General features: G+C 65.8%; 22 protein-coding genes. 11 read left to right on the plus strand and 11 right to left on the minus strand.

From position 1 onward, the window contains the following. Position 1 precedes the first annotated feature (1 nt). The 3 genes from AB0O58_RS20040 to AB0O58_RS20050 are packed head-to-tail and all read right to left on the minus strand — an operon-like array spanning position 2 to position 2,933. Positions 2-1,105, minus strand: a complete 1,104-nt coding sequence (locus AB0O58_RS20040) for an AbrB family transcriptional regulator (RefSeq protein WP_053068879.1) — start codon at positions 1,103-1,105, stop codon at positions 2-4. Beyond that, the gene (locus AB0O58_RS20045) at positions 1,102-1,512 is read right to left on the minus strand and encodes a universal stress protein (protein WP_027495792.1); all 411 of its coding nucleotides are present in this window, start codon (positions 1,510-1,512) and stop codon (positions 1,102-1,104) included. The genes AB0O58_RS20040 and AB0O58_RS20045 overlap by 4 nt, the downstream gene beginning before the upstream one ends. Before the next feature lie 35 nt (positions 1,513-1,547). Next, complete coding sequence (locus tag AB0O58_RS20050) at positions 1,548-2,933, minus strand: citrate:proton symporter (protein ID WP_057473649.1); 1,386 nt, start codon at positions 2,931-2,933, stop codon at positions 1,548-1,550. 169 nt (positions 2,934-3,102) lie between these two features. On the opposite strand from AB0O58_RS20050, the gene AB0O58_RS20055 reads away from it, so the two are divergent. Next, positions 3,103-4,767, plus strand: a complete 1,665-nt coding sequence (locus AB0O58_RS20055) for a sensor histidine kinase (protein WP_057473650.1) — start codon at positions 3,103-3,105, stop codon at positions 4,765-4,767. Next, on the plus strand, positions 4,764-5,420 hold the full coding sequence (locus tag AB0O58_RS20060) for a response regulator (protein WP_057473651.1): 657 nt from the start codon (positions 4,764-4,766) through the stop codon (positions 5,418-5,420). Before AB0O58_RS20055 ends, AB0O58_RS20060 begins: the two co-directional genes overlap by 4 nt. On the opposite strand, the gene AB0O58_RS20065 is transcribed toward AB0O58_RS20060, so the two are convergent. Then, positions 5,403-6,785, minus strand: a complete 1,383-nt coding sequence (locus AB0O58_RS20065) for an MFS transporter (RefSeq protein ID WP_057473652.1) — start codon at positions 6,783-6,785, stop codon at positions 5,403-5,405. The genes AB0O58_RS20060 and AB0O58_RS20065 overlap by 18 nt on opposite strands. A gap of 74 nt (positions 6,786-6,859) precedes the next feature. Between AB0O58_RS20065 and AB0O58_RS20070 the strand changes: the two genes are divergently transcribed. Then, complete coding sequence (locus AB0O58_RS20070) at positions 6,860-7,384, plus strand: helix-turn-helix domain-containing protein (RefSeq protein ID WP_032386391.1); 525 nt, start codon at positions 6,860-6,862, stop codon at positions 7,382-7,384. 10 nt (positions 7,385-7,394) lie between these two features. Here the strand turns inward: AB0O58_RS20070 and AB0O58_RS20075 are convergent, their stop codons facing one another. Then, positions 7,395-7,820, minus strand: a complete 426-nt coding sequence (locus tag AB0O58_RS20075) for an HIT family protein (RefSeq protein WP_027495798.1) — start codon at positions 7,818-7,820, stop codon at positions 7,395-7,397. 121 nt (positions 7,821-7,941) lie between these two features. Between AB0O58_RS20075 and AB0O58_RS20080 the strand changes: the two genes are divergently transcribed. The 3 genes from AB0O58_RS20080 (at position 7,942) to purD (ending at position 12,534) form a co-directional block, all read left to right on the plus strand. Beyond that, a complete protein-coding gene (locus tag AB0O58_RS20080; protein ID WP_057473653.1) occupies positions 7,942-9,213 on the plus strand; it encodes a bifunctional glycosyltransferase family 2/GtrA family protein in 1,272 nt (423 codons plus the stop codon). Then, positions 9,210-11,207 (plus strand): glycosyltransferase family 39 protein, encoded by a 1,998-nt coding sequence (locus AB0O58_RS20085; protein WP_366238672.1) that lies wholly within the window; start codon positions 9,210-9,212, stop codon positions 11,205-11,207. Before AB0O58_RS20080 ends, AB0O58_RS20085 begins: the two co-directional genes overlap by 4 nt. A 76-nt stretch (positions 11,208-11,283) precedes the next feature. Further along, positions 11,284-12,534 (plus strand): phosphoribosylamine--glycine ligase, encoded by a 1,251-nt coding sequence (gene purD / locus AB0O58_RS20090; protein WP_094644419.1) that lies wholly within the window; start codon positions 11,284-11,286, stop codon positions 12,532-12,534. Between the two features lie 67 nt (positions 12,535-12,601). On the opposite strand, the gene AB0O58_RS20095 is transcribed toward purD, so the two are convergent. Further along, on the minus strand, positions 12,602-13,438 hold the full coding sequence (locus AB0O58_RS20095; protein WP_287454847.1) for a DUF559 domain-containing protein: 837 nt from the start codon (positions 13,436-13,438) through the stop codon (positions 12,602-12,604). 167 nt (positions 13,439-13,605) lie between these two features. On the opposite strand from AB0O58_RS20095, the gene AB0O58_RS20100 reads away from it, so the two are divergent. Continuing rightward, the gene (locus AB0O58_RS20100; protein WP_206497850.1) at positions 13,606-14,754 is read left to right on the plus strand and encodes a pyridoxal phosphate-dependent aminotransferase; all 1,149 of its coding nucleotides are present in this window, start codon (positions 13,606-13,608) and stop codon (positions 14,752-14,754) included. 65 nt (positions 14,755-14,819) lie between these two features. Here the strand turns inward: AB0O58_RS20100 and AB0O58_RS20105 are convergent, their stop codons facing one another. Next, positions 14,820-15,851: a GntG family PLP-dependent aldolase gene (locus tag AB0O58_RS20105; RefSeq protein WP_206497849.1), complete on the minus strand. Its 1,032-nt coding sequence runs from the start codon at positions 15,849-15,851 to the stop codon at positions 14,820-14,822. 40 nt (positions 15,852-15,891) lie between these two features. Here AB0O58_RS20105 and AB0O58_RS20110 point away from each other — a divergent pair, with 40 nt between their 5' ends. After that, complete coding sequence (locus AB0O58_RS20110; RefSeq protein WP_032367536.1) at positions 15,892-16,539, plus strand: TetR family transcriptional regulator C-terminal domain-containing protein; 648 nt, start codon at positions 15,892-15,894, stop codon at positions 16,537-16,539. 11 nt (positions 16,540-16,550) lie between these two features. Here AB0O58_RS20110 and AB0O58_RS20115 read toward each other — a convergent pair whose 3' ends face one another. Both AB0O58_RS20115 and AB0O58_RS20120 read right to left on the minus strand, forming a co-directional pair. After that, on the minus strand, positions 16,551-16,679 hold the full coding sequence (locus tag AB0O58_RS20115) for a hypothetical protein (RefSeq protein WP_366238673.1): 129 nt from the start codon (positions 16,677-16,679) through the stop codon (positions 16,551-16,553). Next, the gene (locus AB0O58_RS20120; RefSeq protein WP_366238674.1) at positions 16,676-17,326 is read right to left on the minus strand and encodes a DsbA family oxidoreductase; all 651 of its coding nucleotides are present in this window, start codon (positions 17,324-17,326) and stop codon (positions 16,676-16,678) included. Before AB0O58_RS20120 ends, AB0O58_RS20115 begins: the two co-directional genes overlap by 4 nt. Before the next feature lie 116 nt (positions 17,327-17,442). On the opposite strand from AB0O58_RS20120, the gene purB reads away from it, so the two are divergent. Beyond that, on the plus strand, positions 17,443-18,867 hold the full coding sequence (gene purB / locus AB0O58_RS20125; RefSeq protein WP_032374311.1) for an adenylosuccinate lyase: 1,425 nt from the start codon (positions 17,443-17,445) through the stop codon (positions 18,865-18,867). A gap of 46 nt (positions 18,868-18,913) precedes the next feature. Here the strand turns inward: purB and AB0O58_RS20130 are convergent, their stop codons facing one another. Then, positions 18,914-19,705 (minus strand): HAD-IIA family hydrolase, encoded by a 792-nt coding sequence (locus tag AB0O58_RS20130; protein WP_135042887.1) that lies wholly within the window; start codon positions 19,703-19,705, stop codon positions 18,914-18,916. A gap of 91 nt (positions 19,706-19,796) precedes the next feature. Here AB0O58_RS20130 and AB0O58_RS20135 point away from each other — a divergent pair, with 91 nt between their 5' ends. Beyond that, complete coding sequence (locus AB0O58_RS20135; protein WP_027495809.1) at positions 19,797-20,222, plus strand: HIT domain-containing protein; 426 nt, start codon at positions 19,797-19,799, stop codon at positions 20,220-20,222. On the opposite strand, the gene AB0O58_RS20140 is transcribed toward AB0O58_RS20135, so the two are convergent. Further along, the gene (locus AB0O58_RS20140; RefSeq protein ID WP_206497848.1) at positions 20,209-21,420 is read right to left on the minus strand and encodes an ABC transporter substrate-binding protein; all 1,212 of its coding nucleotides are present in this window, start codon (positions 21,418-21,420) and stop codon (positions 20,209-20,211) included. The genes AB0O58_RS20135 and AB0O58_RS20140 overlap by 14 nt on opposite strands. Positions 21,421-21,536: 116 nt before the next feature. On the opposite strand from AB0O58_RS20140, the gene AB0O58_RS20145 reads away from it, so the two are divergent. Then, on the plus strand, positions 21,537-25,028 hold the full coding sequence (locus tag AB0O58_RS20145; protein ID WP_366238675.1) for an amino acid adenylation domain-containing protein: 3,492 nt from the start codon (positions 21,537-21,539) through the stop codon (positions 25,026-25,028). The last annotated feature ends 23 nt before the right edge of the window (positions 25,029-25,051 follow it).

A 25,051-nucleotide genomic window follows, 5' to 3' on the forward strand; every position in this document is an offset into this window, starting at 1 on the left:
CTCACCCGGCCATGGACCGATCCTTCTTGCGTTCGGCGATCTTGGTGTACGCGGCAGCAGCGAGGGGCGCGGCCACGAGCATCGACACCAGCCGGATCACCTGAACGCAGGCGACGAACGTGACGTCCGATCCCGTCGTCGCGGACACGGCGAGCACTGCGGCCAGTCCGCCGGGCGTCGTCGCGAGATAACCGGTCAACATACTGACTCCGGTGACGGCGGACAGCGCCCAGCCCAGGAGTGCGCAGATCAGACCGATCGTGAGTACGAGCAGCGCGGCCCACGGGAAGATGCGTCCGATGGCCCGCAGGCTGGCGACGGTGAAGGCAAGTCCCGCTTGCCATCCGATGACGATGAACGCCAGCGGCAGCAGTACTTCCGGGACGGAGATGTCGACGGGCCAGCCGAGTAGCTCGCAGGCTCCGGCGACGATCAGCGGTCCGAGCGTGGCGGGGGCGGGGAGTCGGATCGTCTTCGCGAGCAGGATTCCGACGACGACGGCACCGATCAGAAAGGCCGTGCCGATGTACCACGGTGTCGTCGACGCCTCATCGGTACCGGACGTGCCACCGGTGTCGGTGTGAAAAGCGAAGGTGACGATCAACGGCATCGTGACGACCACCAACGCCACGCGGAGATACTGGACCACGGCGACGATGCGCTCGTCGCCGCCGAGCTCGCGGGCGACCGACACCAGACCTGTTGCGCCACCGGCAATCAGAGACAATGCTCCGGTCACCGGATCGACGTCGCGGTGCAGTGCCAGCAGAGCGCCGCAGCCGGCACTGACGATCAGGGTTGCCAACCCGACGGTGACCGCGGGAAGCCAGTTCTCTCCCAGCGCAGCGAGGGTGTCGGTGTCGAGCATGAGTCCGATCGTCACCGCCAGCGTGCCCTGCGCTGCCATGGACGCGGGACGGGGGACCGCGGCCGGACCCAACCCGGTCAATGCGAACACCACGGCGACGACGAGTGCGGCGAACAGCGACGGCGCGGTGAGGCCCAGACTCGCGAAAAGGGCCCAGCCCCCGACGGATACGGCCGCGAGGCCGATCCATCGGAGGCTGTGCCGCACTACGGTCGTCACCTTGTCGGCAACATTCACGCTCCGGACTTGACCAGTAGAACCGGAACCGGAATTTCGAGCAGCAGGCGCTGAATCGTCTGTCCCATCAGGAACTTGCCGACTGCCGAGCGGTGCCGGGAGCCGACGACGAGGATCTCGGACTTCTGCTCCTCCACCAGAGTCAGCAGAGTGTTCACGGCGTCGGGATCGGGGCGACCCACCGCCACGGTCCAGGCCACGGCCTCGGCGTTGTCGATGTCGGCCAAGGCGGTCTCTACTGAGGTGGAGACCGCAGCGGTTTCTCCTGCCTCGGCGGACGGCTCGGCCGATCCCGACAGTGCGTGCAGGACGACCAGATCGGTCTCTCTGATCCGAGCTTCTCGAACGGCGGCCGCGAGCGCTGCGCGGCCCTCGGGTGAATTGTTGTGCAGTACGCCAACAGTCATGACGGTGTCTCTTTCAGGAAGGTGGGGGTGAGGGATCAGCCGAACGGAATCTGACCGAGGACGATGCCGACCGCCAGCATTGCGAGGGAGACGACCACCGCTCGCCACAACACCTTCTTGTGGTGATCGGCCAGCGAGACTCCGGCCAGGGTCACCAGGAGCAGGATGGCCGGAACCAGCGGGCTCTGCAGGTGGACGGGCTGACCGGTGATCGAGGCACGGGCCATCTCGACCGGGTCGATGCCGTACTTGCTCGCGGTCTCGGTGAGCACCGGCAGGATGCCGAAGTAGAAGGCGTCGTTGGTCATGAAGAACGTCAGCGGGATGCTCAGGATGCCGGTGATGACGGCCAGGTACGGGCCCATTCCCGACGGGATGACGTTGAGCAGCCACTCGGCCATGGCTTCGACCATGCCGGTGCCCTGGAAGACGCCCGTCAGGATTGCTGCGGCGAGCACCATGGCGACGACGGAGACGATGGAGGACGAGTGCCGAGCTATCGCGTCGCCCTGCTCCTTGACCTTCGGGAAGTTGACCGTCAGCGCGATCGAGGCAGCGATCATGAACAGCACCGGAATGGGAAGAATGTCCATGACCAGGATGACGAGTAGAACGACCGTCAGAGCAGCGTTGAACCAGAGCAACTTCGGGCGCAGCGTGTCGCGATTGGGGTCGAGACCGTCGAAGAACTGACCCGATTCGCCGGAGCCGTCCGATCCGCCGGTTCCTGCTCCGCCGGTTCCCTTGCCGCCCTTGCGGATGCTTCCGCCACCGCCGGAGGCAACCAGCTCGGGTTCGTAGATCAGCTTGCCGATGCGTCGACGCTCCATGATGCCGAGGTGAACGGCGAAGAGCAGCACGATGATCAGGCCGACGATCATCGACGGAACCATCGGAACGAACACGTCGGACGGGGAGATTCCCAGAGCGGATGCAGCGCGAACCGTCGGGCCGCCCCACGGAATGATGTTCATCGTGCCGTTGGCGAGTCCGGCGACGACCGTCAGAATGACCGGGCTGACACCGAGTTTCAGGTAGAGCGGCAGCAGTGCGGACGTGACGATGATGAAGGTGGTCGAGCCGTCGCCGTCGAGCGAGACGACCATGGCCAGAATGGCCGTTCCGACAACAAGTTTCATCGGGTCGTTGCGTACGACACGAAGGATGCCGCGCACCAGTGGGTCGAACAGGCCTACGTCGATCATGATTCCGAAGAAGATGATGGCGAAGAACAGCAGGGCCGCGGTGGGGGCCAGGGACTTGATGCCGTCGGTGATCATGTCACCGATGCCGAGTCCCGCGCCGGCCAGCAGACCGAAGATGACGGGGACGAGGGTGAGTGCGACGACGGGCGTGGCTCTCTTGGTCAAGATCAAGAACATGAAGGCGGCTACCATGAGGAAGCCGAGTATCACCAACATCGTGCACTCCTTCTCGAAATGTGTGAGGTGGGTCCGGTTGGACTACGTGTTGTGACTGAAGTTACGTAACCGGCATCACATGTTCGCCGTTGTGCGCACTACCCGCGCAAGCAACGTAAAGCGCCTTTTGCGCATTGTGCTCGAGCAGCTCTCGCTCTAGCCTTGGCTGGTGCGATTGAGGACTCAAGTGCTGCTGCTGCAGGCCGCGTTGGTTGCGGTGGCGCTCGCAGTGGCGTTCGGAGTATTCGCGATCAGCAGTGGCGAACAGGCCAACGAGGAGTACGGCGAGCGGGCACTCGCGGTTGCGCGGACCGTGGCCACCGACCCCGAGGTGCGTTCGCTCGTGGGGCAGTTCTCGGCCGCGGACACCGCCGGAACCGATGCTGCGCCGGCGGGAGTGCTGGCAGGCGGTGCGCTGCAACGGACGGGCGAAAGCACCCGGGAGCGCACCGATGCACTGTTCGTCGTCATCACCGACGACCGGGGACTGCGCCTGGCACATCCGGATCCGACCGTCCTGGGGCAACGGGTGAGTACCGATCCGTCCGGCGCATTGGCGGGCAACGAGGTCGTCGAATCCCAACGCGGCACGCTGGGCGACTCCGTCCGTGCCAAAGTGCCCATCCTGGCTCCGGGCTCGGCAGACGTCGTGATCGGCGAAGTGAGCGTCGGAATCTCCACGACGGCAGTGCGAACCGAGCTGGTGAAGGATCTGATCAACGGCGCACTGGTCACCGGCGCAGTGCTGCTGTTGGGTGTGCTGGGCTCGATCCTGCTGGCGCGCAGGTGGAAGCGGCTGACCCTGGGCCTCGAACCCGAGGAACTCGCCGAGCTCGTGCGCGAGCAGGAGGCGGTGCTGCACGGCATCGGCGAAGGCGTGGTGGCCATCGATCCGGACGGCATCGTCACCGTCGTCAACGACGAGGCGCGCACCTTGCTCTCGATCGAGGGGAAGCCGGGAATGCGCGTGGAGGACATCGGTCTGACACCCAGATTGCTCGAGGTCATCGAGATCCCTACGGGCGAGCCGGTACTCGCGGCCGTCGACGAGGTCGTCGTCATCGCGGCGGCGCGAAAGGTGCTGCGTGACAATCGAGATCTGGGGACGGTACTCACCGTGCGAGATCGAACGGACGTGGAGGCACTGACGCGTCAACTCGACGCGGTGCAGTCGATGTCCGCGGTGCTGCGCGCCCAGCGACACGAGTTCGCCAACCGGATGCATCTGGTCAGTGGGCTGCTGCACGAGGGCCACCCCGATCGGGCGTCGGAGTACATCGACGAGATTCTCGGTGTCGGACCGAGATCGGAGGCGGTCGAGGGCATCGATGCGGTCTCCGACGCCTACCTACGTTCCTTTCTCACGGCCAAGGCGGCACACGCGCGCGAGAGTGGCGTGCGACTGGTGTTGGGGGAGAACACCTGGGTCGGTGGCGAACTGGTCGGACCGGTGGACGTCACCACCGTGCTGGGCAACCTGATCGACAACGCCATCGACGCAGCACGGCTCGGTGCACGTCGACCTGCCGAAGTGGAAGTCGAGCTGGTGCAGGAGGATTCGACCCTGCATATCGTCGTCGTCGATTCGGGTGACGGCGTTGCGTTGGCGCCCGAGCAGGTGTTCGTCGAGGGAGTCTCGACCAAGTCGACGGCGGATACGCCGGGTGGCCGAGGTGTGGGATTGGCACTGAGCCGACAGATCGCGCGAACCCGAGGCGGCGAAGTGACGTTGGCCGATGCCGGCGGGCAGATCACGGCCGACAACGACCGCGGGGGCGCAGTGTTCATCGCCTCGATTCCCGATGCCCTACTGATCGAAGAGGTGACGCAATGAGAGTTCTCGTCGTCGACGACGACTTCCGGGTCGCGGATCTGCATGCGGCACTGGTGAATTCACTCGACCAGTACGAGGTGGCCGCAGTGGCGACGAGTATCGCCCAGGCGCGAGAAATGCTGGCCACCCAGTCCTTCGACCTGGCTCTCGTGGACGTGTATCTGCCGGACGGGTCCGGTATCGATCTGGTGCGAGAGCTGCCGTGTGACGCGGTGGTGCTCTCCGCAGCTGCGGATCAGCACACGGTGCGCTCGGCGATGACCGCGGGCGCATGGACATACCTGATCAAGCCGTTTCCGCGCTCGGCGCTGGTCGATCGCCTCACCGGGTATCTCGCATACCGCGGCGCGCTCGACCGCACGGACGAACTGACTCAGGCGGACATCGACGGTGGGCTCGACGCCCTCCGCCCGCGCGCTGCGGCTCCGTTACCGGCCTCGCAGTCGGTCACCCGAGACCTGGTGCTCGACGCGGTGCGCGGAACGGCGGAGCCGATGTCGGCCGGAGAAGTTGCTGCGGCCATCGGCATTTCGCGAGCGACGGCCCAGCGGTATCTGGCCACCCTGGTGTCCAAGGGTCGGCTGCGGATGCAGCTGCGGTACGGATCGACCGGGCGTCCCGAGCAGGAGTACTCGCTACCGCCGGGTGCGTGACATCGCCACGACCGCAGCTCCGACGAGCGAAATGGCCGCGGTGAGCAGAGCCGCGGTGTTCCAGTTCGTGACCAGAGCGGCCGCGGCATGATCGCCGGCCGGCACGGCGACCACAGCGACGACGGTGACGCCGACAGCGGATCCGACGTAGCGCGCGGTGTTGTTGGCCCCGCTGCCCATTCCGCCGCGTCCGACCGGGACGCTGGCCACGGCCTCGCGTCCCAGCGCGGCGTTGAGGACGCCACTGGCGACGCCCGCCACGAGCAGTCCCGGCAGCAGCCGAGGCCAACCGGCGTCCGCGGCGAGGCCCGTCAGCATCACCATGCCGAGTGCCACACCGATCAGTCCGGCGGCGAGCTGGGTCCGGCCGCTGATGGCGGCCGGGATGCGCCGAGCCAGCAGGGCGGTGACGACCGAGGTCGCAGACCACGCGAACAGCAGAATCGCTGCCCCGAGGGCATCGATGCCGAGCGCGGTGCCCACGAACCCGGCCATGTACGACATCAGTGCGATGATCCCGCCGCCCGTGGCCAGGGCGGCGACCGTGGCGGCGAGAAACGGTGGATGCCGAAACAACATGAGATCGAGCATCGGGCTCGCACTGCGCAATTCGAGCGCGACGAAGGCCAGCAGCAGTAGCGCGGCGAGAACGAACAACACGATGGGAGTCACGGCGGTCCACCCCTGCCGACCCTCGACCAGCGCGGCCAGTAGTGCGCCGATGCCCGTGGCCAACAGCACCGCGCCGACCGGATCGAGGCCGCGCGGGGCGTCGGACATGGATTCTTCGACGCGCAGCTGCGCGACGACGGCGAGCACGAGAGTGGCGATCGCGAGGACCACGTACGCCTCACGCCAGCTGGCCCACCGGTCGAGAAGCGCGGCGAGCAGCGGGCCGAGCGCGATACCGGCCCCCACGCTGGCACCCCAGACTCCGCTGGCCTTGGCGCGCACCGGCCCGGCCGGGTGCGTGTGCGCGATGATGCCGAGGCTCGATGCGACGACCGCGGCACCGCCGAGGCCTTGCAGGATGCGGGCCAGCACGAAGATGAGGGTGTTGGGAGAGACGGCACAAACGATTGCGCCGACGGCCAGAACGACTGCTCCGAGTACGAAGGTGCGGCGACGGCCGAAGTCGTCTGCGACGGTGCCGGTGGTGAGCAACGCGGCGGCGAGGCCGATGCTCATCGAGCTCAGAATCCAGGTCCGTCCCGCCGCGTCCGACATCAGGTCCAGCGCGGTGCTGTTGATCGTGGCGAGCGGAGCGGTGAACGCCATCAGCGTCAACAAGGTGCCCGATGCGGCGACGGCCAGTGCGCGGGTGCCGTTCGTGGTGCCGGCGGGCGTGGGTGCAGTGTCGGTCATCGTCGTCTCTCTGGTCTGGTGATCGAACTGTAAACGGCCAACTTGGTTCGGTCAACAGACTGTACGATCGGCGCATGGCACTCGGAACCGACTACGCCCGCCAGGACTGCCCCTTGGCCCGCGCGCTCGAACTCGTCGGCGAGCGCTGGACCATGCTCATCGTGCGCGACAGCTTCTTCGGGGTCCGACGCTTCGGCGACTTCCAGGTCCACCTCGACATTTCCAAGGCAGTCCTGGCTCAACGGCTCGGCACCCTGGTCGATGCCGGATTGCTCGACCGGCAAGCCCGAGCCCACGGCGGCGGCCACGACGACTACGTCCCGACGCACGCCCTCGAAGGACTGTGGCCGGCCGTCTACGCTCTGAGCTACTGGGGCGAGAAACAGAACCCGAAGCCCACGGGCACACGTCGCCGGTTTCTGCATGCGACCTGCGGGACAGATCTGGGACCGCTCGGACTGTGCCCCGAGTGTGGCGTCGCGCCCGGCCCACGCGACATCGATACCGACATCGGACCGGGTTACGACCCGGACAACCGATCCGACGCGGTATCGACGCAGCTTCGAACGCGCCGACGGCTACTGGCACCTCTGCGCTGAGCGAGGCGCATCAGTTAGGGACGTGAGCCTCGTGCCCGAGGTGGCGTAGCGCTGCTCGAAGCTTGTCGGCAGCCTCGTCCTGTGACTCCGCGGACGGGTTCGGATCCGCACCGGAGATATCGAAATTGCCCATGTCGTACGCCGGAAACACGTGCAGATGCAGGTGCGGCACCTCGAGACCGGCGATCAACAGCCCGGCCCTGGGCGCGTCGAACGCCGTCCTGACAGCCTGACCGATGATCTGCGCGACGGCAGTGATCTTGGCGAACACGGCACCGTCGACGTCCTGCCACTGATCGATCTCCGCACGCGGAACCACCAACGTGTGTCCCTGAGTGACGGGGGCAATCGTCAGAAACGCCACGACGTCGTCGTCTTGCCAGACGAACCGTCCGGGAATCTCACCTGCGATGATCTTGCTGAAAATAGAAGCCATGGGGACAGAATGCCTTATGAGCTGTGCCTCTTGGTCACTCCGCAGGCTGCGCTCCTGTCCTCCCAGGTGATTGCCAGGTTCGTCGCAGCGTGGGTCCAGCTGCACACACGAGTGTTGCCTCATGACAACGAACTACCTCGCCCGAGCAGCAGGCCACCGGCCCGGCTCGAACGCAACGGCCACGCTCGAGGTGGTCATCCCGGTGTACAACGAAGAGGCGGATCTCGAGCAGTGCATTCGTCGACTGCACGAGCATCTCCAGGAAAGGATCCCGTTTCGGTCGCGGATCACCATCGCCGACAACGCAAGTACGGACTGCACCCTCGCGGTGGCGCATCGGCTAGCCGACGAGATCGACGGAGTTCGGGTTCATCACCTCGATGAGAAGGGACGCGGGCGGGCGCTCAAAGCGGTGTGGCTCGCGTCCGACGCCGACGTCGTTGCCTACATGGATGTCGATCTGTCCACCGACCTCAACGCCCTCATGCCGCTCGTCGCCCCACTGCTGTCGGGTCACTCGGACCTCGCCATCGGCTCTCGGCTGAACCGGTCGTCCCGGGTCGTTCGCGGAGTGAAACGTGAATTGATCTCGCGCAGTTACAATCTCATCCTGCGCACCTCGCTGCGCGCCCGCTTCTCCGACGCTCAGTGCGGGTTCAAGGCGATGCGCACCGATGTTGCTCGCCAGTTGCTTCCACTCGTCGAAGACACCGGATGGTTCTTCGACACCGAACTGCTGGTCATCGCCGAGAAGGTCGGCCTACGGATTCACGAGGTGCCGGTCGATTGGGTCGACGACCCCGACAGCAGCGTCCACCTCCTCGATACCGCCGTCAAGGATCTGCAGGGATGCTGGCGCGTCGGTCGGGCTCTTGCGACCGGAATGCTCCCCGTCGCCGAACTGCGTCGAAGCCTGGGACGGGAGCCGCTCGTGGCCGGTGTACCGCACGGAATGATCGGCCAGCTGGTGCGATTCGGCATCATCGGTGTCGCGAGCACCGTGGCCTACGCACTGCTGTATCTGGTGCTGCATCCCATGATCGGGGCACAGGCCGCGAACTTCGCCGGACTGCTCATCACCGCGGTACTGAACACAGCGGCCAACCGTGCCTTCACTTTCGGCGTCCGAGGGCCCGCGAGCGCGGGTAAGCACCAGCTGCAGGGTCTGGCGATCTTCGGTGTCGCGCTGCTGATGACCAGCGGCTCGCTCGCGGTACTGCACGCCTGGTCCCCGGACGTGTCGCGGCACGTCGAACTCGCCGTTCTCGTCGTCGCCAATCTCGTTGCCACCGTGTGCCGATTCGTCGCACTGCGGTGGGTCTTCCGTAGTCCGGAGTCCGATCTTTCGGTGTCCGATCTTTCGGTGTCCGATCCTTCGGGGGAGAACCGATGACCACGACGATCGAACGGCCGTCCGCGGCCGCGCCGACCGAGCCGGCGACCTCCCGGCGGTGGGAACTCCTGGGGTTGACCGCTCTGCTGATCGGCACGGGCGTGGCATACATCTGGGGACTCGGTGCCTCGGGTTGGGCCAACTCCTTCTATTCCGCAGCGATACAAGCAGGTTCGGTGTCGTGGAAGGCGTTCTTCTTCGGGTCCTCCGACGCGGCCAACTCCATCACCGTCGACAAGCCGCCGATGTCACTGTGGCTGATGTCGTTGTCGGTGCGGGTGTTCGGGCTGAACACCTGGGCGATGCTGGTGCCTCAGGCGCTCCTCGGAGTCGCCTCCGTTGCGCTGCTGCGAGCCGTCGTCGTGCGCCGATTCGGTGCGGCCGCCGGGCTGCTCGCGGGACTGGTGCTGGCGCTGACTCCCGTTGCCGCACTGATGTTTCGGTTCAACAATCCCGACGCGTTGCTGGTGCTGCTGATGATCGCCGCCGTCTGGGCCATGCTGCGAGGCGTCGAATCGGGAAAGACCAAGTGGCTGTTGATCACCGGTATGTTCGTCGGATTCGGCTTTCTCACCAAGCAGCTTCAGGTGATGCTCGTCGTACCGCCGCTGGCCTTGACGTATTTGATCGCTGGGCCGCCCAAACTCGGCACTCGAGTGCTGCAACTGTTCGCCGCGCTCGGAGCCATGATCGTCTCGGCCGGTTGGTGGTTGCTGATCGTCGAATTCTGGCCGGCATCCTCGCGGCCGTGGGTCGGTGGCTCGCAGAACAATTCGATTCTGGAACTGACTCTCGGCTACAACGGGTTGGGCCGACTCAGTGGCAACGAGACCGGCAGCGTCACCCCGGGCGGTGTCGGTGGCGGCGGCGGGTCGATGTGGGGCGAGACCGGCATCCTCCGCATGTTCGACGCCTCCCAGGGCGGCCAGATCGCCTGGCTCATCCCCGCCGCATTGTTGCTGCTGGTAACGGGACTTGTGTTGCGAGGCAGAGCCCCTCGCACCGATGCGCCACGCGCGTCGTTGATCGTGTGGGGCGCATGGCTGCTCGTCACCGGTCTGACGTTCAGCTTCATGGCCGGCATCTTCCACTCGTATTACACGGTCGCACTCTCGCCTGCCGCCGCTGCGCTCGTCGGTATCGGCAGTGTGATGCTGTGGCGCGAACGACAGCGGTTGTGGGTCCGGATCGCGATGGCGCTCGCGGCGGCGTCGACCGTCGCCCTGGCGTGGGTGCTGCTCGGCCGTAGCGCGAGCTTCGTGCCGTGGCTGAAGTGGGCGATCCTGGTCGTCGGTGTGGTGGCGGTGGTGGCTCTGCTGATTCCGGCCCTCACTCGCGGCAGGCTCGCCGCGGTCGCGATTCTCGCGGTGATGTTCGCCGGACTGGCCGGGCCGACGGCGTACGCGGTGGACACGATCGGCACCCCGCACACCGGATCGATCGTGTCCGCCGGGCCGAGCACCGGTATGCGCGGATTCGGCGGCATGGGTGAGGGCCAGCGCGGGCAGGGTGGTCTGCCGGGTGGAATGCAGCTGCCTCCCGGTGCACAGATGCCGGCCGGAATGCAGCCACCGGCGGGACTCCCGGGTCAGGCCGGCCAGCTGCCGGGCGGAGCCGAGATGGGCATGGGCGGCGGTATGGGTGGACTGCTCGAAGGCAGCACCCCGACCGCCGAGGTCACCGCAATGCTCGAACAGGACGCAGGTTCGTACACCTGGGTGGCGGCGGCCATCGGTGCCAACACCGCGGCGGGTTATCAACTGGCCACCGAGGATCCCGTCATGCCCGTGGGCGGCTTCAACGGAACCGACCCGTCGCCGACGCTGGCCGAGTTCCAGCAGTACGTGGCCGACGGCCGAATCCACTACTTCATCGGAGGCGGCGGTATGGGTGGCAGGGAGTCGGGTTCCTCGGCCGAAATCTCGGCATGGGTGACCGAGAACTTCACCGCGACCACCGTCGACAACGTCACGCTGTACGACCTGACACAGTAATCTCGCCATCCCCGACGGGCCCCGCATCACGACAGGTGCGGGGCCCGTCGGCGTCGAGCAGATAGTCTGATGCACTGTGCGCGTACTCGTCATAGGTTCCGGTGCTCGTGAGCACGCCCTTCTACTTGCGTTGAAGGCCGACCCGTCGGTCGACAAACTGTTCGTCGCTCCCGGCAATGCAGGCACAGCCACACTCGCCGAACAGCACGCCGTCGACGTGGCATCCGGTGAGGCGGTGACAGCACTGGCCACGAAGCTCGAGGTGGATCTCGTCGTCATCGGGCCCGAAGTGCCCCTGGTTCTCGGAGTGGCCGATTCTCTGCGCGAGGCCGGCATCGCCACGTTCGGCCCGTCGGCCGACGCCGCACGCATCGAAGGATCCAAGGCCTTCGCCAAAGACGTCATGGCACAGGCAGGCGTGCGAACCGCACACAGCGAAATAGTCGACTCGCCCGCACTGCTCGATGCCGCCCTCGACCGATTCGGCCCCAACTGGGTCGTCAAGGACGACGGACTCGCCGCAGGCAAAGGCGTCGTCGTCACCACCGACCGCCTCGTCGCCCGCGACCACGCCGCCGAACTCCTCGAAAACGGTCACCCGGTACTGCTCGAGTCGTTCCTCGACGGCCCCGAGGTGTCCCTGTTCTGCCTCGTCGACGGCGAGACCGTGGTTCCGCTGCTGCCCGCGCAGGACCACAAACGCGTCGGCGACGGAGATACCGGCCCCAACACCGGGGGCATGGGCGCGTACACCCCACTCCCATGGTTGCCCGAGGGCGCGGTCGACGAGATCGTCCGTGATGTGGTGAAACCCGTTGCGGCCGAGATGGTGAAGCGTGGTGTGCCGTTCTCGGGTCTGCTGTACGCCGGCCTCGCGATGGGTGCCGACGGGCCGGCCGTCGTCGAATTCAACTGTCGCTTCGGCGATCCCGAGACTCAGGCGGTGCTGGCCTTGCTGGAGTCACCGCTCGGCGAGGCGCTGAACGCGACGGCCACCGGCACGCTGGCGTCACTGCCGCCTCTGCGCTGGAAGGACGGCGCGGCGGTCACCGTCGTCATCGCCGCCGAGAACTACCCCGGTCGCCCCCGCACCGGTGACGAGATCCTCGGCTCCGAGGGCGAAGGCGTCCTGCATGCCGGCACCGCTGTGAAGGACGGCGCGGTCGTCTCCGCGGGTGGACGCGTGCTGAGCGTCGTCGGCACAGGATTCGACCTCACCGCCGCCCGAGATGACGCCTACTCCCGGATCGCCGGAATCCGATTGCCGGGCAGCCACTTCCGCACCGACATCGGCCTCGCTGCCGTGGAGGGTCGCATCTCGCTGTAGGTGACCTCAGCGCCCACTATTCGTGCTGAAACACCTTTTCCCGATTTTGGGAGCGAATTGTGGGCGCTCAGGTCAGTGCCTTCCGGCGTCGACGCACCGTATCGATGATCTGGTCCACCACGTAAGCGAGGTTGCTCATCACCATCGCTGCCGAATAACGCAGAACCAACCAACCGTCGAGTTGCAGAGAGTTCTGCCGAACTCGATCGCTGGTGAACACCTTGGACTCTACGTGGAACTCACGGCCGTCTATCTCCACGATCACCCGTGACCTCCGGTCCATCAGGTCGGCAAAGTACCGGCCCACCTCGGCGTTGATTTCCAAGTGGTAGCCCCGCGCCGTGAGTGCGCGCGCCACTATTCGCTCCGGCTCGGACAAGGTGCGTGGACAACACACGCGTAGTTGTTTTCTCACCGCTGCAATCCCGGCCATCCCCGCAGACTCCTCACACTGCAGCGCAACCGCCCGCCAGCTGACCTTGTGCGTGAGTGCGGCGTCGAAGAATTGCTCCAGTGCAGTCGTGGGCAACATGGCTGCAACGTCGATGATGCACTGTTCGATCGTGACAACGGGAAGCAGATCGACGTAGCTGGACTCGATCAGGGTTCGGCGGTATTGGCGAACCCACGGCGGGCCTGCCCGTTTTGTAGAGCGAGCGATCGTGAGGTGAACCTGCTCCGGTTCGTGGTCGAGCAGGGTCCACCACCACGCAGCCGTCAGGTGACTGAGCACGGCTTTCGGTTGCCACAACGTGACCGCGGCGCACCGGTCGCGGAAATCGGGCTCGCCGGTGCAGTAGATGCCAGGCAGTATCCGCGTCAACTTTCCGGTCTTGGTGCGGTAGGTGATAGCTCCTCTGGTCATTCCCGAATCGAGTAGTTGTTGTTGCGTGTACACCGTCATTCGCACAGCCTTGCGTCGAAATAGTCGTCGCGGGAGAGAGATTCGCGAATTGTGGATAGCCTTGATTCCTGTGGATAACTGACCTCAGGTCACACTTTGCGAGGGCTCCGACGGTATGCCGTGTGGTAGTGCGAATAGTGGGCGATGAGGTCAGTAGTGTCGATGGAATGCACAGTGAATCGCAGCGATCGAAGGTCGAGCCGTTCCACGTGATGGATGTGTTCGCCGCGGCGGCCGAGCGGGCGCGTACTCACGGTGATGTGCTGTCGCTTGCCGCAGGTCAGCCGTCGACCAGGGCACCCGAGCCGGTGTTGCGCGCCACCCGAGACGCTCTGGATTCGCATCTGCTCGGGTACACCGAGACGCTGGGCATTCTGCCGCTACGGCAAGCGATCGCGGAGTATCACAGCACGCGGTACGGCATCACCGTCGAGGCCGACGACGTGGTGATCACCACCGGGTCGTCGGGCGCATTCACGTTGCTGTTCCTCGCTGCGTTCGACGCGGGGGATACCGTCGTCATGGCCAGGCCCGGGTACCCGGCATATCGAAACACGTTGGCGGCGTTGGGCTGTCGCGTCGTCGAACTGGATTGTGTGGAGGAGACACGGTTCCAGCCCACCGTCGCGATGCTCGACGAACTACCGGAGCCGCCTGCCGGGCTCATCGTCGCCAGTCCGGCCAATCCCACCGGCACGATCATCGACCCCGACGAGCTGGCCGCCATCGCACGCTGGTGCGACGAGCACGGAACCTTGTTGGTCTCCGACGAGATCTATCACGGCATCTCCTACGGCGACGCGCACACGTCGAGCGCCTGGGAGGCGTCGAAGGAATCCGTGGCCATCGGGTCGGTGTCCAAGTACTTCTCGATGACGGGGTGGCGCATGGGCTGGATGCTGCTGCCGGCTCGATTGCGCAGGGCCGTCGAAAGATTGGCGTCGAACATGACGGTCTGCCCGCCGGCGATCTCGCAGGTGGCGGCTATTGCGGCGTTCACCGAAGAGTCGCGCCGCGAGCTGGATTCGCATGTCGAGCGGTACGCCGTCAACCGCAGGATCCTGCTCGACGGTTTGCCCGCGTTGGGTATCACCGATCTGGCTCCGGCCGACGGTGCCTTCTACGTCTACGCGGATATCGCGCATCTCACCGACGACTCGCGGAGTTGGTGCGCCCGAGTGCTGGCCGAGACCGGGGTCGCGTTGGCACCCGGCGTCGACTTCGACACCGTCCGTGGGAACCACACGGTGCGATTCTCGTTCGCGGGCACGACCGCCGATGTCGAAGAAGCCTTGGAGCGACTACGTCGCATGTGAGTGTTTCCTCGTAGCAGGCTACGAGGCAGGAGTGGAGCCTGCGGAACGACAGGAAAGCGCTGCGCTCACATGGGGCGCAGCCGCTCCAGCACCTCGGAGATATCGGCTGCATCGACGTCACGGTGGGTGACGAAGCGCACCTTGCCCGCGACGGTGACGGCAGCGATGCCCAGATCGGCCAGCTCGGTCACTGTCCGTACAGGATCGGCGACGGCGGCGAGCACGATGTTCGTCTGGGGTTCTGCGACCTCCCAGCCCCGTTCACGAAGGCCGCGTGCCAGCGTCGAGGCATTTGCGTGATCCTTGGCGAGATCGCCGATTCGATCCAGGGCGACGAGCCCCGCCGCAGCGAGCACGCCACCCTGACGCACGCCGCCGCCCAACATCTTTCGCACACGCCGGGCCTCATGGATTCGCGCCGCATCGGAGACGAGCATCGAGCCGACGGGTGCGCCGAGCCCCTTGCTCAGGCATACCTGCACCGTGTCTGCGCCGGTGGTCAACGACGCGATCGGAACATCGAGTGCCACAGCGGCATTCCACAGCCGAGCCCCGTCGAGGTGAATTCTCAATCCCGAGTCACGTCCGGCCGCAACGAGTTCCGCCCACTCGTCCGGTCTCAACACGGCACCGCCGGCGAAATTGTGTGTGTTCTCGAGCGAGAGCAATGTGGTCCGCAGGGCGAAGTACGGCCCGACGCCGCCGGCTGCCGCACGCACCGTCGACGCAAGGGGGCGTCCGGGGCCACCGTCGTGGGGAAGTGCCTCGGGCATTCCGCCCGCCAACCATGCTGCGGTGCCGAGCTCGGAGCCCAGGACGTGCGCGTGCTCGGGGGCCAGGAATCGATCGCCGCGCTGCAGATGGAGCATCAGCGCGATGATGTTGCCCATCGAACCGGACGGCACCCACAGCGCCGCCTCGAAGCCGAGCAGATCCGCCACTCTTTCCTCGAGCGCCGCCATCGTCGGATCGTGATCGAGGACGTCGTCGCCCACTTCGGCGTCGGCCATTGCTTGTCGCATGATCGAATCTGGTCGGGTGATGGTGTCGGAGCGAAGGTCGATAGGTCGATGAGCCACGAACACTGACAATTCCATAGCGCGAAAGCAGTCCGACGAACGGCTGCGAGCTGGCACGATGACTGGAATGTCCGCAGGTCCGACCGAGTCGCAGCACAAGGTGTCGGGTGCGACTCCGAAGGGAGTGCGCCGCCGCCACGCTCTGGCGTCGGCGGCTGCAGACCTGCTGGTCGAGGGTGGATTCGACGCGGTTCGGCACCGGTCGGTTGCCGCTCGCGCCGGACTGCCGTTGGCGTCGACCACCTACTATTTCGAGTCGCTCGGCGACTTGGTGGCCGCGGCGGTCGACGTCGTCGGGACCCGCGAGATCGATGTCATGCGCGGACGTATCGACGACGAGGGCAAGTGCTCGCAGAAGATGGAGTCGACCGTCGACCTCATCGTCGATCTGCTGATCGGGCCGCAGGGTGGCCATGAGCAACTGGTCGCGAGATACGAGCGGTTCATCGCGTCGGCTCGGCATCCCGAACTGCGCGAGGTGCAGCTGAGGCTGCGTGCCCAGATCGACGACCTGCTGACCGATGTGCTGCGTCGATCGGGGCGGACGGTGCAGGAAGAGCAGCTACGACGACTCGTGGCAGTGGTCGACGGTGCAGTGGTGGGCGCGCTCAGCGAGGTGGATCCTGATCCGCGCGAAATGGCGCGCAGCATGCTCTTGGCCGTCATCGACATCGTGGCACCGGCGGAACAGGTGTCGGCCGATTGACTCAGGCCCCCTCAGGCCGGCGTGTTCAGCCCGAAGTCGTTCTCGCCCCGGTCTGCGTCTCGGATCGGCGGCACCTCGCACACACCGTCCTCGCAGACGGGGCCGCGGTCGTCGCCGACCATTTCCAAAGGGCCGCTCATGCGCCGGCCGCGGCCTTCTGCAGGACGTCGGCGAACACCGACGGTTCCTGCGCGCCCGACACACCGAGGCGACCGTCGATCACGAAGAACGGCACACCACTGATTCCATAGGCGATGGCCTGCTCCTTGTCCGCGCGCACGGCGGGCAGGAACTCCCCGGACTTCAGCGCCTCGACCACCTCGTCACGATCGAGACCGATCTCCGCGGCCAGGTCGGCGAGGTCGTCGACGCGTCCGACGTGGCCGCCCTCCTCGAAGTAGGCCGCCAGCAGCCGTTCCTTCATCTCGACCTGCTTGCCCTTCGACTTGGCGAAGTGCAGGAGCTCGTGCGCCTTGACGGTGTTGGTGTGCTGCACGGCGTCGAAGTCGTACGCGAGCCCCTCGCCTGCGGCCAGCTCGGTCATCTGCCCCAACATCTGCGTGACCTGGGCGGCCGGCATGCCTTTGTGGGAGACGAGGAAGTCGACCTCGCTGCCGTCGAAGTCGACCGGCGTGTCGGGTGCCAGCTCGAACGAGTGGAACTCCACCTCGAGCGTCCCACCATCGGCGATGAACTCCGCAGCACCTGCCTCGAAACGGCGCTTACCGACGAAGCACCACGGGCACGCGATGTCGGACCAGATGTCGACCTTCACTGTTCGGCTCACGGCGGCTGCAACATCGGAATGCGGTGCGGTTATTCCACGCTGCGGCGATGCTCGGTCCGACGGCCGAATTCGAGTCCGACCTCATCCGAGACCGACAACTGGGCCACGTAAGCTGGATGCTCGTGAGCATCCCGAATGTCCTGGCCACCCGTTACGCAAGCCCCGAACTGGTGGAGCTGTGGTCTCCGGAATACAAGATCACGCTCGAACGGCAATTGTGGATTGCCGTGCTGCGCGCACAGTCCTCGCTCGGAGTCGACGTGCCCAACGCGGCCATCGCCGATTACGAAGCTGTCGCCGACCAGGTCGACCTGGCGTCGATCGCCGAGCGGGAACGCGTCACCAGGCACGACGTGAAGGCCCGCATCGAGGAGTTCAACGCCCTCGCCGGTCACGAGCACATCCACAAGGGACTCACCAGCCGCGACCTGACCGAGAACGTCGAGCAGCTGCAGATTCTGCGTTCGCTCGAACACGTCCACACGCACGGTGTCGCCGTGGCGAAGCGGTTGGCCGAACGCGCCGCCGAATACTCCTCCCTCGTCATGGCCGGCCGTAGCCACAACGTCGCCGCTCAGGCCACCACGCTGGGCAAACGCTTCGCGTCGGCCGCCGACGAGCTGCTGCTCGCGCTGTCCCGGCTGCAGGAACTGATCGCGCGTTACCCACTGCGCGGCATCAAGGGCCCGATGGGCACCTCGCAGGACATGCTCGACCTGTTCGGCGGAGACTCCGCGAAGCTCGTCGCACTCGAACGCATCGTCGCCGATCATCTCGGCTTCCGGCACACGCTCACCAGCGTCGGCCAGGTGTATCCCCGCTCGCTCGATCACGAGGTCGTGTCCGCGTTGGTCCAGGTGGGTGCCGGGCCGTCGTCGTTCGCGCACACTGTCCGCCTGATGGCGGGCCACGAGCTGGTCACCGAGGGCTTCCAGCCCGGCCAGGTCGGTTCTTCGGCGATGCCGCACAAGATGAACACCCGCTCGTGCGAACGCGTCAACGGCTTGCAGGTGGTGCTTCGCGGCTACGGATCGATGGCCGCCGAGCTCGCCGGAGCGCAGTGGAACGAGGGCGACGTCTTCTGTTCCGTCGTGCGTCGCGTCGCGCTGCCCGACGCGTTCTTCGCCATCGACGGTCTCATCGAGACCTTCCTGACCGTGCTCGACGAGTTCGGTGCGTACCCCGCCGTCATCGCCAAGGAACTGGACCGCTACCTGCCGTTCCTCGCGACGACGAAGGTGCTGATGGCGGCCGTGCGCGCAGGCGTCGGCCGCGAGACCGCGCACGAGGCGATCAAGGAACACGCCGTCGCCGTCGCGTTGGCCATGCGCGAGCAGGGACTCGAGCCCGACATGCTGGATCGGCTGGCTGCCGACGGCCGACTGCCGCTCGACCGCGCTGCACTCGATGCGGCGCTGGCCGACAAGACGGCCTTCGTCGGTGCAGCGGACGCACAGGTCAGTGCGGTCGTCTCGGCCGTGGAGCGGCTGATCGCGAAGTTCCCGGCCGGTGCGGCCTACATCCCGTCGCCGATTCTCTGAGTTCTCTGTTGTGAGTGGAAACTCGTAGTGGGCTACGAGTTTCCACTCACATCAGGACGTCCGGCAGGTCTGCGACGGAGTCGATCACGTGATCGGGTTCCATCGCGAATTCGTCGGTGATGCGTCGATCGAGCACGTCCTGACGGAACTTTCCGGTGCGCACCAGAACACCGGTCATGCCGACGACCTGGGCGGCGAGGACGTCGTTGTCGAGGTCGTCGCCGACCATGACGACGTCGTCCGGATCGACGCCCATCCGCTCGGACGCCGTGCGGAAGCCCAGGGGAGCGGGCTTGCCGATGGCTTTCGCGGCGTGTCCGGACGCTTGCTCCATCCCGGCGAGGTACATGCCGGTGTCGATGCGCAACCCGCCACCGGTACTCCACATCAACGATCGATGCATCGCGACGACGGGAATGCCGCGACACAGCCAGTCGTAGACGCGACTGAGACGCTCGTGCGTGAACTCCGGGCCGGCACCGCCGACGACCACGACATCCGGATCCCCGGAAGACTCCTCGACGAATTCGATGCCCGGCATATCGGCCGCGATCTCGCCGTTGTTGATCATGACCACCCGAGCATCCGGGTAGTTCTCGCGTAGATGATCCGCGGTGAGCGACGCGGCGGTGACGATCTCGTCGGAATGGACGTCGAGTCCGACGTCGCGCAATGCCGCCGCTATCTGCTCGCGCGTCTTCGAGGTCGTGTTGGTCAGGAACGCGCGTGCAATGTCGTTGTTGTCCAGGTACTTCAGCGTCGCGGCTGCCCCGGGTACCGCCTGCCACGACGTGACGAGTACGCCGTCGATGTCGAAGAGAACCCCGCCGATGCTCATCGGCAAACAGTAGTCGGGTCGAGTCAGTCGTGCAGTTTCAGCAGTCGCGGTGTCGTTCGTGCGGTCTGCGCTCACGCCTAGGCTCGATGCCGTGAACCCCTACACGATTTTCTCCGAGATCATTGCCGGGACCGCCGAGGCGTCGCGCGTCCACGAGGACGACACCGCGATCGCGTTCATGGACATCAGGCCTCTCACCACCGGGCACGTGCTCGTGGTGCCCAAGCAGCAGTATCGGACGCTGGCCGAGTTGCCGCCCGAGATCGGTGCGCATCTGTTCGTCGTCGGGCAGAAGGTGGCTGCCGCTGTGCGAGCGAGCAATCCGCGCGTCGCCGGGGTGAACCTGTTCCTCGCCGACGGCACGGTGGCAGGTCAGGAAATCTTCCACGTGCATCTGCACGTCATCCCGCGCATGATCGGCGACGGATTCGGTCTGCGGGCTCGGCCGTCGTCGCCGCATCGATCCGAACTCGACCGACTGGCGGCGGAGATCGCGGCCGCGCTTACTCGGCAGTGACCTTCTGCGCCTTGGACAGTGCATCGGCGTAGACGTCGATGGTGTTGGTGTAGCGGCTGTAGCTCTTGTTGGCGCCGTAGTCCCACAGCACCATCTGTTGCTTCTCGACGGCGGAGATGGTGTCGAAGCCGGGGTAACGGCTCGGGATGTCGGCAAGCTTCACGTCGGATGCGTTGGCAACGTCGTGGTAGACGAACGCGACATCGGCATCGACGCTCGACACATTCTCCCAGGACACCTTCTTCCAGTAACCGTCGTCGGTGCCGTCGGGGGTGTACATCTTCAGGCCCCAGCTTTCGTAGTCGCTGAAGTCGGGATCCGCCGACGGATCGAGTACGTAGGCGACGTCGAGGGGCCAGACTCCCACTCCGGTGAGGTCCTGACGTTCGGACGCAACCTTCTTGAAGTTGGTGACAGCAGCGTCGTAGTCGGACTTGATGTCTGCCAGTTGTGGGGTGTCGAGGTCGACGCCGAGCGACGACGCCAACCCGGCGTAGTTCTCGATGGTCTTCGCGGTCGACGTCGTGTCCAAGGTGACCCCCAGGGTGGGAGCGATCCGATCGATCGTGTCGGCCTTGGACGAATCGGCCGTCGTGGTCAACTTGCCGAACTGGCCGAATCTCGGGTTGAACTCACCGATGACGAGATCCGGGTCCAGGCTGGCGGCTTTCTCGAAATCGAAGGTGCCCCAGGTCTCGCCGACCGATTCGATGCCCGTCAGATCGGAGCAACTCAGAATCGGGCTGGTCCCCATCGGCGTCGTCGACCAGATGGCGATCGGCTTGATTCCGTACGACATCAGCGCAGCGGCGGATTCCTCGTCGGCGATGATTCTGGTCGGTTGTGCATCGAGGGAAACGGTCCGTCCGCGGCCGTCGGTGTACGTGAACGGTCCGGACGCTCGGTCGACCGAATCGACGCGGTCGTTCGCACTGCACGCGGCGGGGTTCGCGTTCAGGTCGACGGTCTGGGTGCCGGCGTCGTCGCTGCCGGTGGTGCCACTGCTGCACGCGGCAGCAGCGAGAAGCACGAGAACCGCTATGCCTCCGGTGAGGGCGCGGGGTGCGGAGCCGAATCTGCTCGAAGTCGGTGTCACGTGTCTGCTTTCGTCGAGGCCGAGATGGCCGATGTCGAGTGGAGCGCCGTACTTCCTGGTGTCGAGGTAGGGGCCGAGGGCACCCTCCTCGCGGTGGCCCACAGATGCTAGCCTCCTCAGGGTCGGCTAAGCGAGGGTAGCCTTTCCTTATGGACGGGCTCTGGATATCGCCTGGTCGCGCGCATACGCAACACAGTCGATCGAAGGGGACTCACCGGATGGATCAGCGGGGAATCGGACGGGACGAACTGCGGGCGGTGGTTGCAGAACTGATCGGTGCGGAACCCGGGGCTGTGGCGATGGACGCGGATCTGTTCGAGCTGGGTCTCGAATCGATCGTTCTGATGCGGTTGGTCGGGAGATTCCGCAAGCAGGGGTCGACGGTGACGTTTGCCGAGCTCGCTGCGCAGCCGAACATTTCTGCCTGGTCCGAACTGATCGGTGGTTCGGCCGAATCGAGTTCCCGAAACTCCGAGCGGCAATCGACGCTGGTCGAACCGGACACGTCGGAGTTCGATCTCGCACTGTTGCAGCACGCCTACTGGATCGGGCGCAGTGCCGAGCAGCGGTTCGGCGGGGTCGCACCGCATCTCTACACCGAATTCGACGGCGAGGCAGTGGATCCCGATCGACTACGTGCGGCGCTCGATGCCGTCGCGCAACGGCACGAGATGTTGCGGGCCCGGATTTCGGACAACGGACAGCAGCGCATCGAACCGACCTCGGGGTGGCGCGGGTTGACGGTCCACGACCTACGATCCGAGTCCGACCCGACCGACCGCCTCGAAGAAACGCGGCTCCGTCTGACCCACCAGATGCTCGATATCGAAGCGGGCGAGATGTTCTCGGCCGATCTGTCGCTCCTGCCGAACGGTCGCACGCGTCTGCACCTGGACATCGACATGATCGCCGGCGACGCAGTGAGTTTTCGTATTCTGGTTGCAGACCTGGCGCGGGCCTACGACGGCGATCCCCTCCGGGCAATCGAGTACAGCTATTCGCGGTACCTCGCCGATCGGCCGCTCGATCGACGCAGCGCCCGTGCTCAGGCCGAACGCTACTGGTCCGAGCGCCTCGACTCACTGCCCGGAGCGCCGACTCTTCCGTTGCTGGAACATGATTCGGGTGCCCCGGTAGCATTGCGTCGGGCATTTCATCTCGACTCCGCGGCATACGGTGATCTCCAGACGCACGCCAGAGCCCACGGAGTCACCCCGGCGGTGGCAGTGGCCACGGCGTTCGCCGAGGTGATCGGTGCCTGGTCTCGTGAACAACGGTTTCTGCTCAACGTGCCCATGTTCGATCGCGCTCCGACGCATCCCGACGTCGAGAATCTCATCGGTGACTTCTCGTCGTCGGTCATGCTGGAAGTCGATCTGAGCGAGCCGCTCTCGTTCGTCGAACGTTCCCGTCGGATCCGGTCCCGACTGCACGAAGACGCCTCGCACGCCGACTATTCCGGGGTCGAGGTGCTGCGCGACCTCGGTCGCCGTCGAGGAGAGCCGGTGCTGGCTCCCGTCGTCTTCACGAGCGCGCTCGGTTTGGGCGAGTTGTTCGACGCTCGCGCGCGGCAGGTCTTCGGTGATCCGGTGTGGATCATGTCGCAGGGGCCGCAGGTGGTTCTCGACGCGCAGATCACCGAACTCGACGGTGGCGTGTTGGTCAACTGGGACATACGCGAGAACGAGTTCCTCCCAGGAGTTCCCGACGCGATGTTCGACGCGTTCGAGACGCTGGTTCGCGCACTCGTGGTCGACGGTGACTCCGTGTGGGCGGAGCCTGTGGGTCAGCTGGTTCCACCGCGTCAGCTGATGTCGCGAACTCCGTCAGCCGATGTACCCCGAACGGACGCGTCGCAGTCGGCCGGGAACGAGACTCTGCACCGCGCCTTCTTCGATCGCGCGTCGCAGCATCCCGACGCGGTGGCGCTCGAGTGGGGCGAGAACGAGTCGATGACGTACGGCGATCTGTGTGACCGGGCACTGAGAGTTGCTGGGGCACTGAGGGACCGAGATATGACAGTGGGCGACACGGTGGGGGTGACGCTGCCGAAGGGTCCCGATCAAGTGGTCGCAGTTCTCGGTGTGCTCGCCGCGGGCGGGGTGTACGTACCGATCGGCGTCGACCAACCGTCGAGCCGTGCTGCGCTGATCGCCCGAAAAGCGGGGTTCACGGTGACGATCGGCGGATCGGGCGACGACGGTCTCGCGGTGTCCCACGCGATCCTGAGTGAGCCTCGGCCCGCCCCGCACCTCGGCCCCGACACCGCGCCCGCGTACATGATCTTCACCTCCGGCTCCACGGGTGAACCGAAAGGTGTTGTGGTCTCGCATCGCGCCGCGATGAACACGATCATGGATCTGGTCGAACGTTTCGACCTGAACGAGGGCTACCGTCCATTGTGCCTGTCCGAGTTGGACTTCGACCTGTGCACGTTCGACCTGTTCTCGGTGTTCGCGGCCGGCGGTACGGCCGTGCTAATCCAGGAACACGAGCGCAAGGATCCGCAGCGCTGGGCCGCTCTGATTCGTGCGCACCGCGTCACGGTGATCAGCTGCGTGCCCCCGCTGCTGGACATGATCCTGTCCACCGGTGACGATGTGGGCGGTTCGCTCGAGGTCGTCATGCTCGGCGGCGACAAGGTGAGTATCGACCTTTACCGGCGGCTGACGGCGGCGGTTCCCGGATGTCGGTTCGCCGGACTCGGTGGCGCTACGGAAACCGCGATCCACAACAGCATCTGTGAGGTCGTGGACGTCGATCCGAACTGGCGCACGGTCCCGTTCGGGGTGCCGCTCGCGTCGATGGCGCTTCGGGTGGTCGATGCGCGTGGGAACCAGGTGCCGGACTGGGTGCCCGGTGAGTTGTGGGTCGCGGGCGTCGGTCTCGCCGACGGCTATCTGGGCGATCCCGAGCGTACGAACGAGCGCTTCGTCGAGGCCGACCGCTACCGCTGGTACCGCACCGGAGACCTGGTTCGGTACTGCCCCGGCTCGATGGCCGAGACCGGCTCCATGGTCGAATTCGTGGGCCGTGTGGACAACCAGATCAAGATCAACGGATTTCGGATCGAACTCGGAGAGATCGAAGCGGCACTCACCGCGGATCACGAGGTGGCCAGTGCCGCAGCCGTTGTCGACCGCACCGCAGCTCCGATCCTGCTGTCCGCCGTGGTGCCGACCGATCGAGACGCGGATCCCCGTGAGACGGTAGCGGCCGTGAGGGCCAGGGCCGCCGAGCGTCTCCCAGCGCACATGGTGCCGGAGCAGATCGTGACGGTCTCCGCGCTGCCGCTGACCGTCAACGGCAAGATCGACTCCGCTGCCGTCGTCCGGCTGTGTCGCGCAGCGGGAGAAAGCGAACGGGTCGATGCCCGGATTGCGCCCAGAACTCACCTCGAAAGCGCCCTCGCCCTGATCTGGCAGAAGGTACTCGGGGTCGACGGCATCGGTGTGACGGACACGCTCTTCGCGCTCGGCGGCGATTCCGTCCTGGCGACGACCATCGTCGCCCGCATTCGCGAGTCCTTCGACATCACGTCGGTCACCGTGCGCATGATGTTCGCGGCACCCACCGTGGCCGGGCTCGCGGACCGGATGATCGACGCAGAAGGTGACGCAGAATTCCTCGAAGCCACCGCCGAGATCTTCCTGTCGGTCGAAGCGATGTCGGAGGACGAACTGTCGGCCGCGCTCGAACACCATTCCTGACCCGCTTCGCATTCCCGGAGGAC

This window comes from Rhodococcus sp. NPDC080181, assembly GCF_040702225.1.
In the GTDB taxonomy this organism is placed as follows: domain Bacteria; phylum Actinomycetota; class Actinomycetes; order Mycobacteriales; family Mycobacteriaceae; genus Rhodococcoides; species Rhodococcoides fascians.

Excerpts from the sequence above, each read along its gene's own strand:
- AB0O58_RS20045 (WP_027495792.1), bottom strand. The coding sequence starts at position 1,512 with ATGACTGTTGGCGTACTGCACAACAATTCACCCGAGGGCCGCGCAGCG.
- AB0O58_RS20050 (WP_057473649.1), bottom strand. The coding sequence starts at position 2,933 with ATGTTGGTGATACTCGGCTTCCTCATGGTAGCCGCCTTCATGTTCTTG.
- AB0O58_RS20060 (WP_057473651.1), top strand. The coding sequence starts at position 4,764 with ATGAGAGTTCTCGTCGTCGACGACGACTTCCGGGTCGCGGATCTGCAT.
- AB0O58_RS20065 (WP_057473652.1), bottom strand. The coding sequence starts at position 6,785 with ATGACCGACACTGCACCCACGCCCGCCGGCACCACGAACGGCACCCGC.
- AB0O58_RS20070 (WP_032386391.1), top strand. The coding sequence starts at position 6,860 with ATGGCACTCGGAACCGACTACGCCCGCCAGGACTGCCCCTTGGCCCGC.
- AB0O58_RS20075 (WP_027495798.1), bottom strand. The coding sequence starts at position 7,820 with ATGGCTTCTATTTTCAGCAAGATCATCGCAGGTGAGATTCCCGGACGG.
- AB0O58_RS20080 (WP_057473653.1), top strand. The coding sequence starts at position 7,942 with ATGACAACGAACTACCTCGCCCGAGCAGCAGGCCACCGGCCCGGCTCG.
- AB0O58_RS20085 (WP_366238672.1), top strand. The coding sequence starts at position 9,210 with ATGACCACGACGATCGAACGGCCGTCCGCGGCCGCGCCGACCGAGCCG.
- AB0O58_RS20095 (WP_287454847.1), bottom strand. The coding sequence starts at position 13,438 with ATGACGGTGTACACGCAACAACAACTACTCGATTCGGGAATGACCAGA.
- AB0O58_RS20100 (WP_206497850.1), top strand. The coding sequence starts at position 13,606 with ATGCACAGTGAATCGCAGCGATCGAAGGTCGAGCCGTTCCACGTGATG.
- AB0O58_RS20105 (WP_206497849.1), bottom strand. The coding sequence starts at position 15,851 with ATGGAATTGTCAGTGTTCGTGGCTCATCGACCTATCGACCTTCGCTCC.
- AB0O58_RS20110 (WP_032367536.1), top strand. The coding sequence starts at position 15,892 with ATGACTGGAATGTCCGCAGGTCCGACCGAGTCGCAGCACAAGGTGTCG.
- AB0O58_RS20115 (WP_366238673.1), bottom strand. The coding sequence starts at position 16,679 with ATGAGCGGCCCTTTGGAAATGGTCGGCGACGACCGCGGCCCCGTCTGC.
- purB (WP_032374311.1), top strand. The coding sequence starts at position 17,443 with ATGCTCGTGAGCATCCCGAATGTCCTGGCCACCCGTTACGCAAGCCCC.
- AB0O58_RS20130 (WP_135042887.1), bottom strand. The coding sequence starts at position 19,705 with ATGAGCATCGGCGGGGTTCTCTTCGACATCGACGGCGTACTCGTCACG.
- AB0O58_RS20145 (WP_366238675.1), top strand. The coding sequence starts at position 21,537 with ATGGATCAGCGGGGAATCGGACGGGACGAACTGCGGGCGGTGGTTGCA.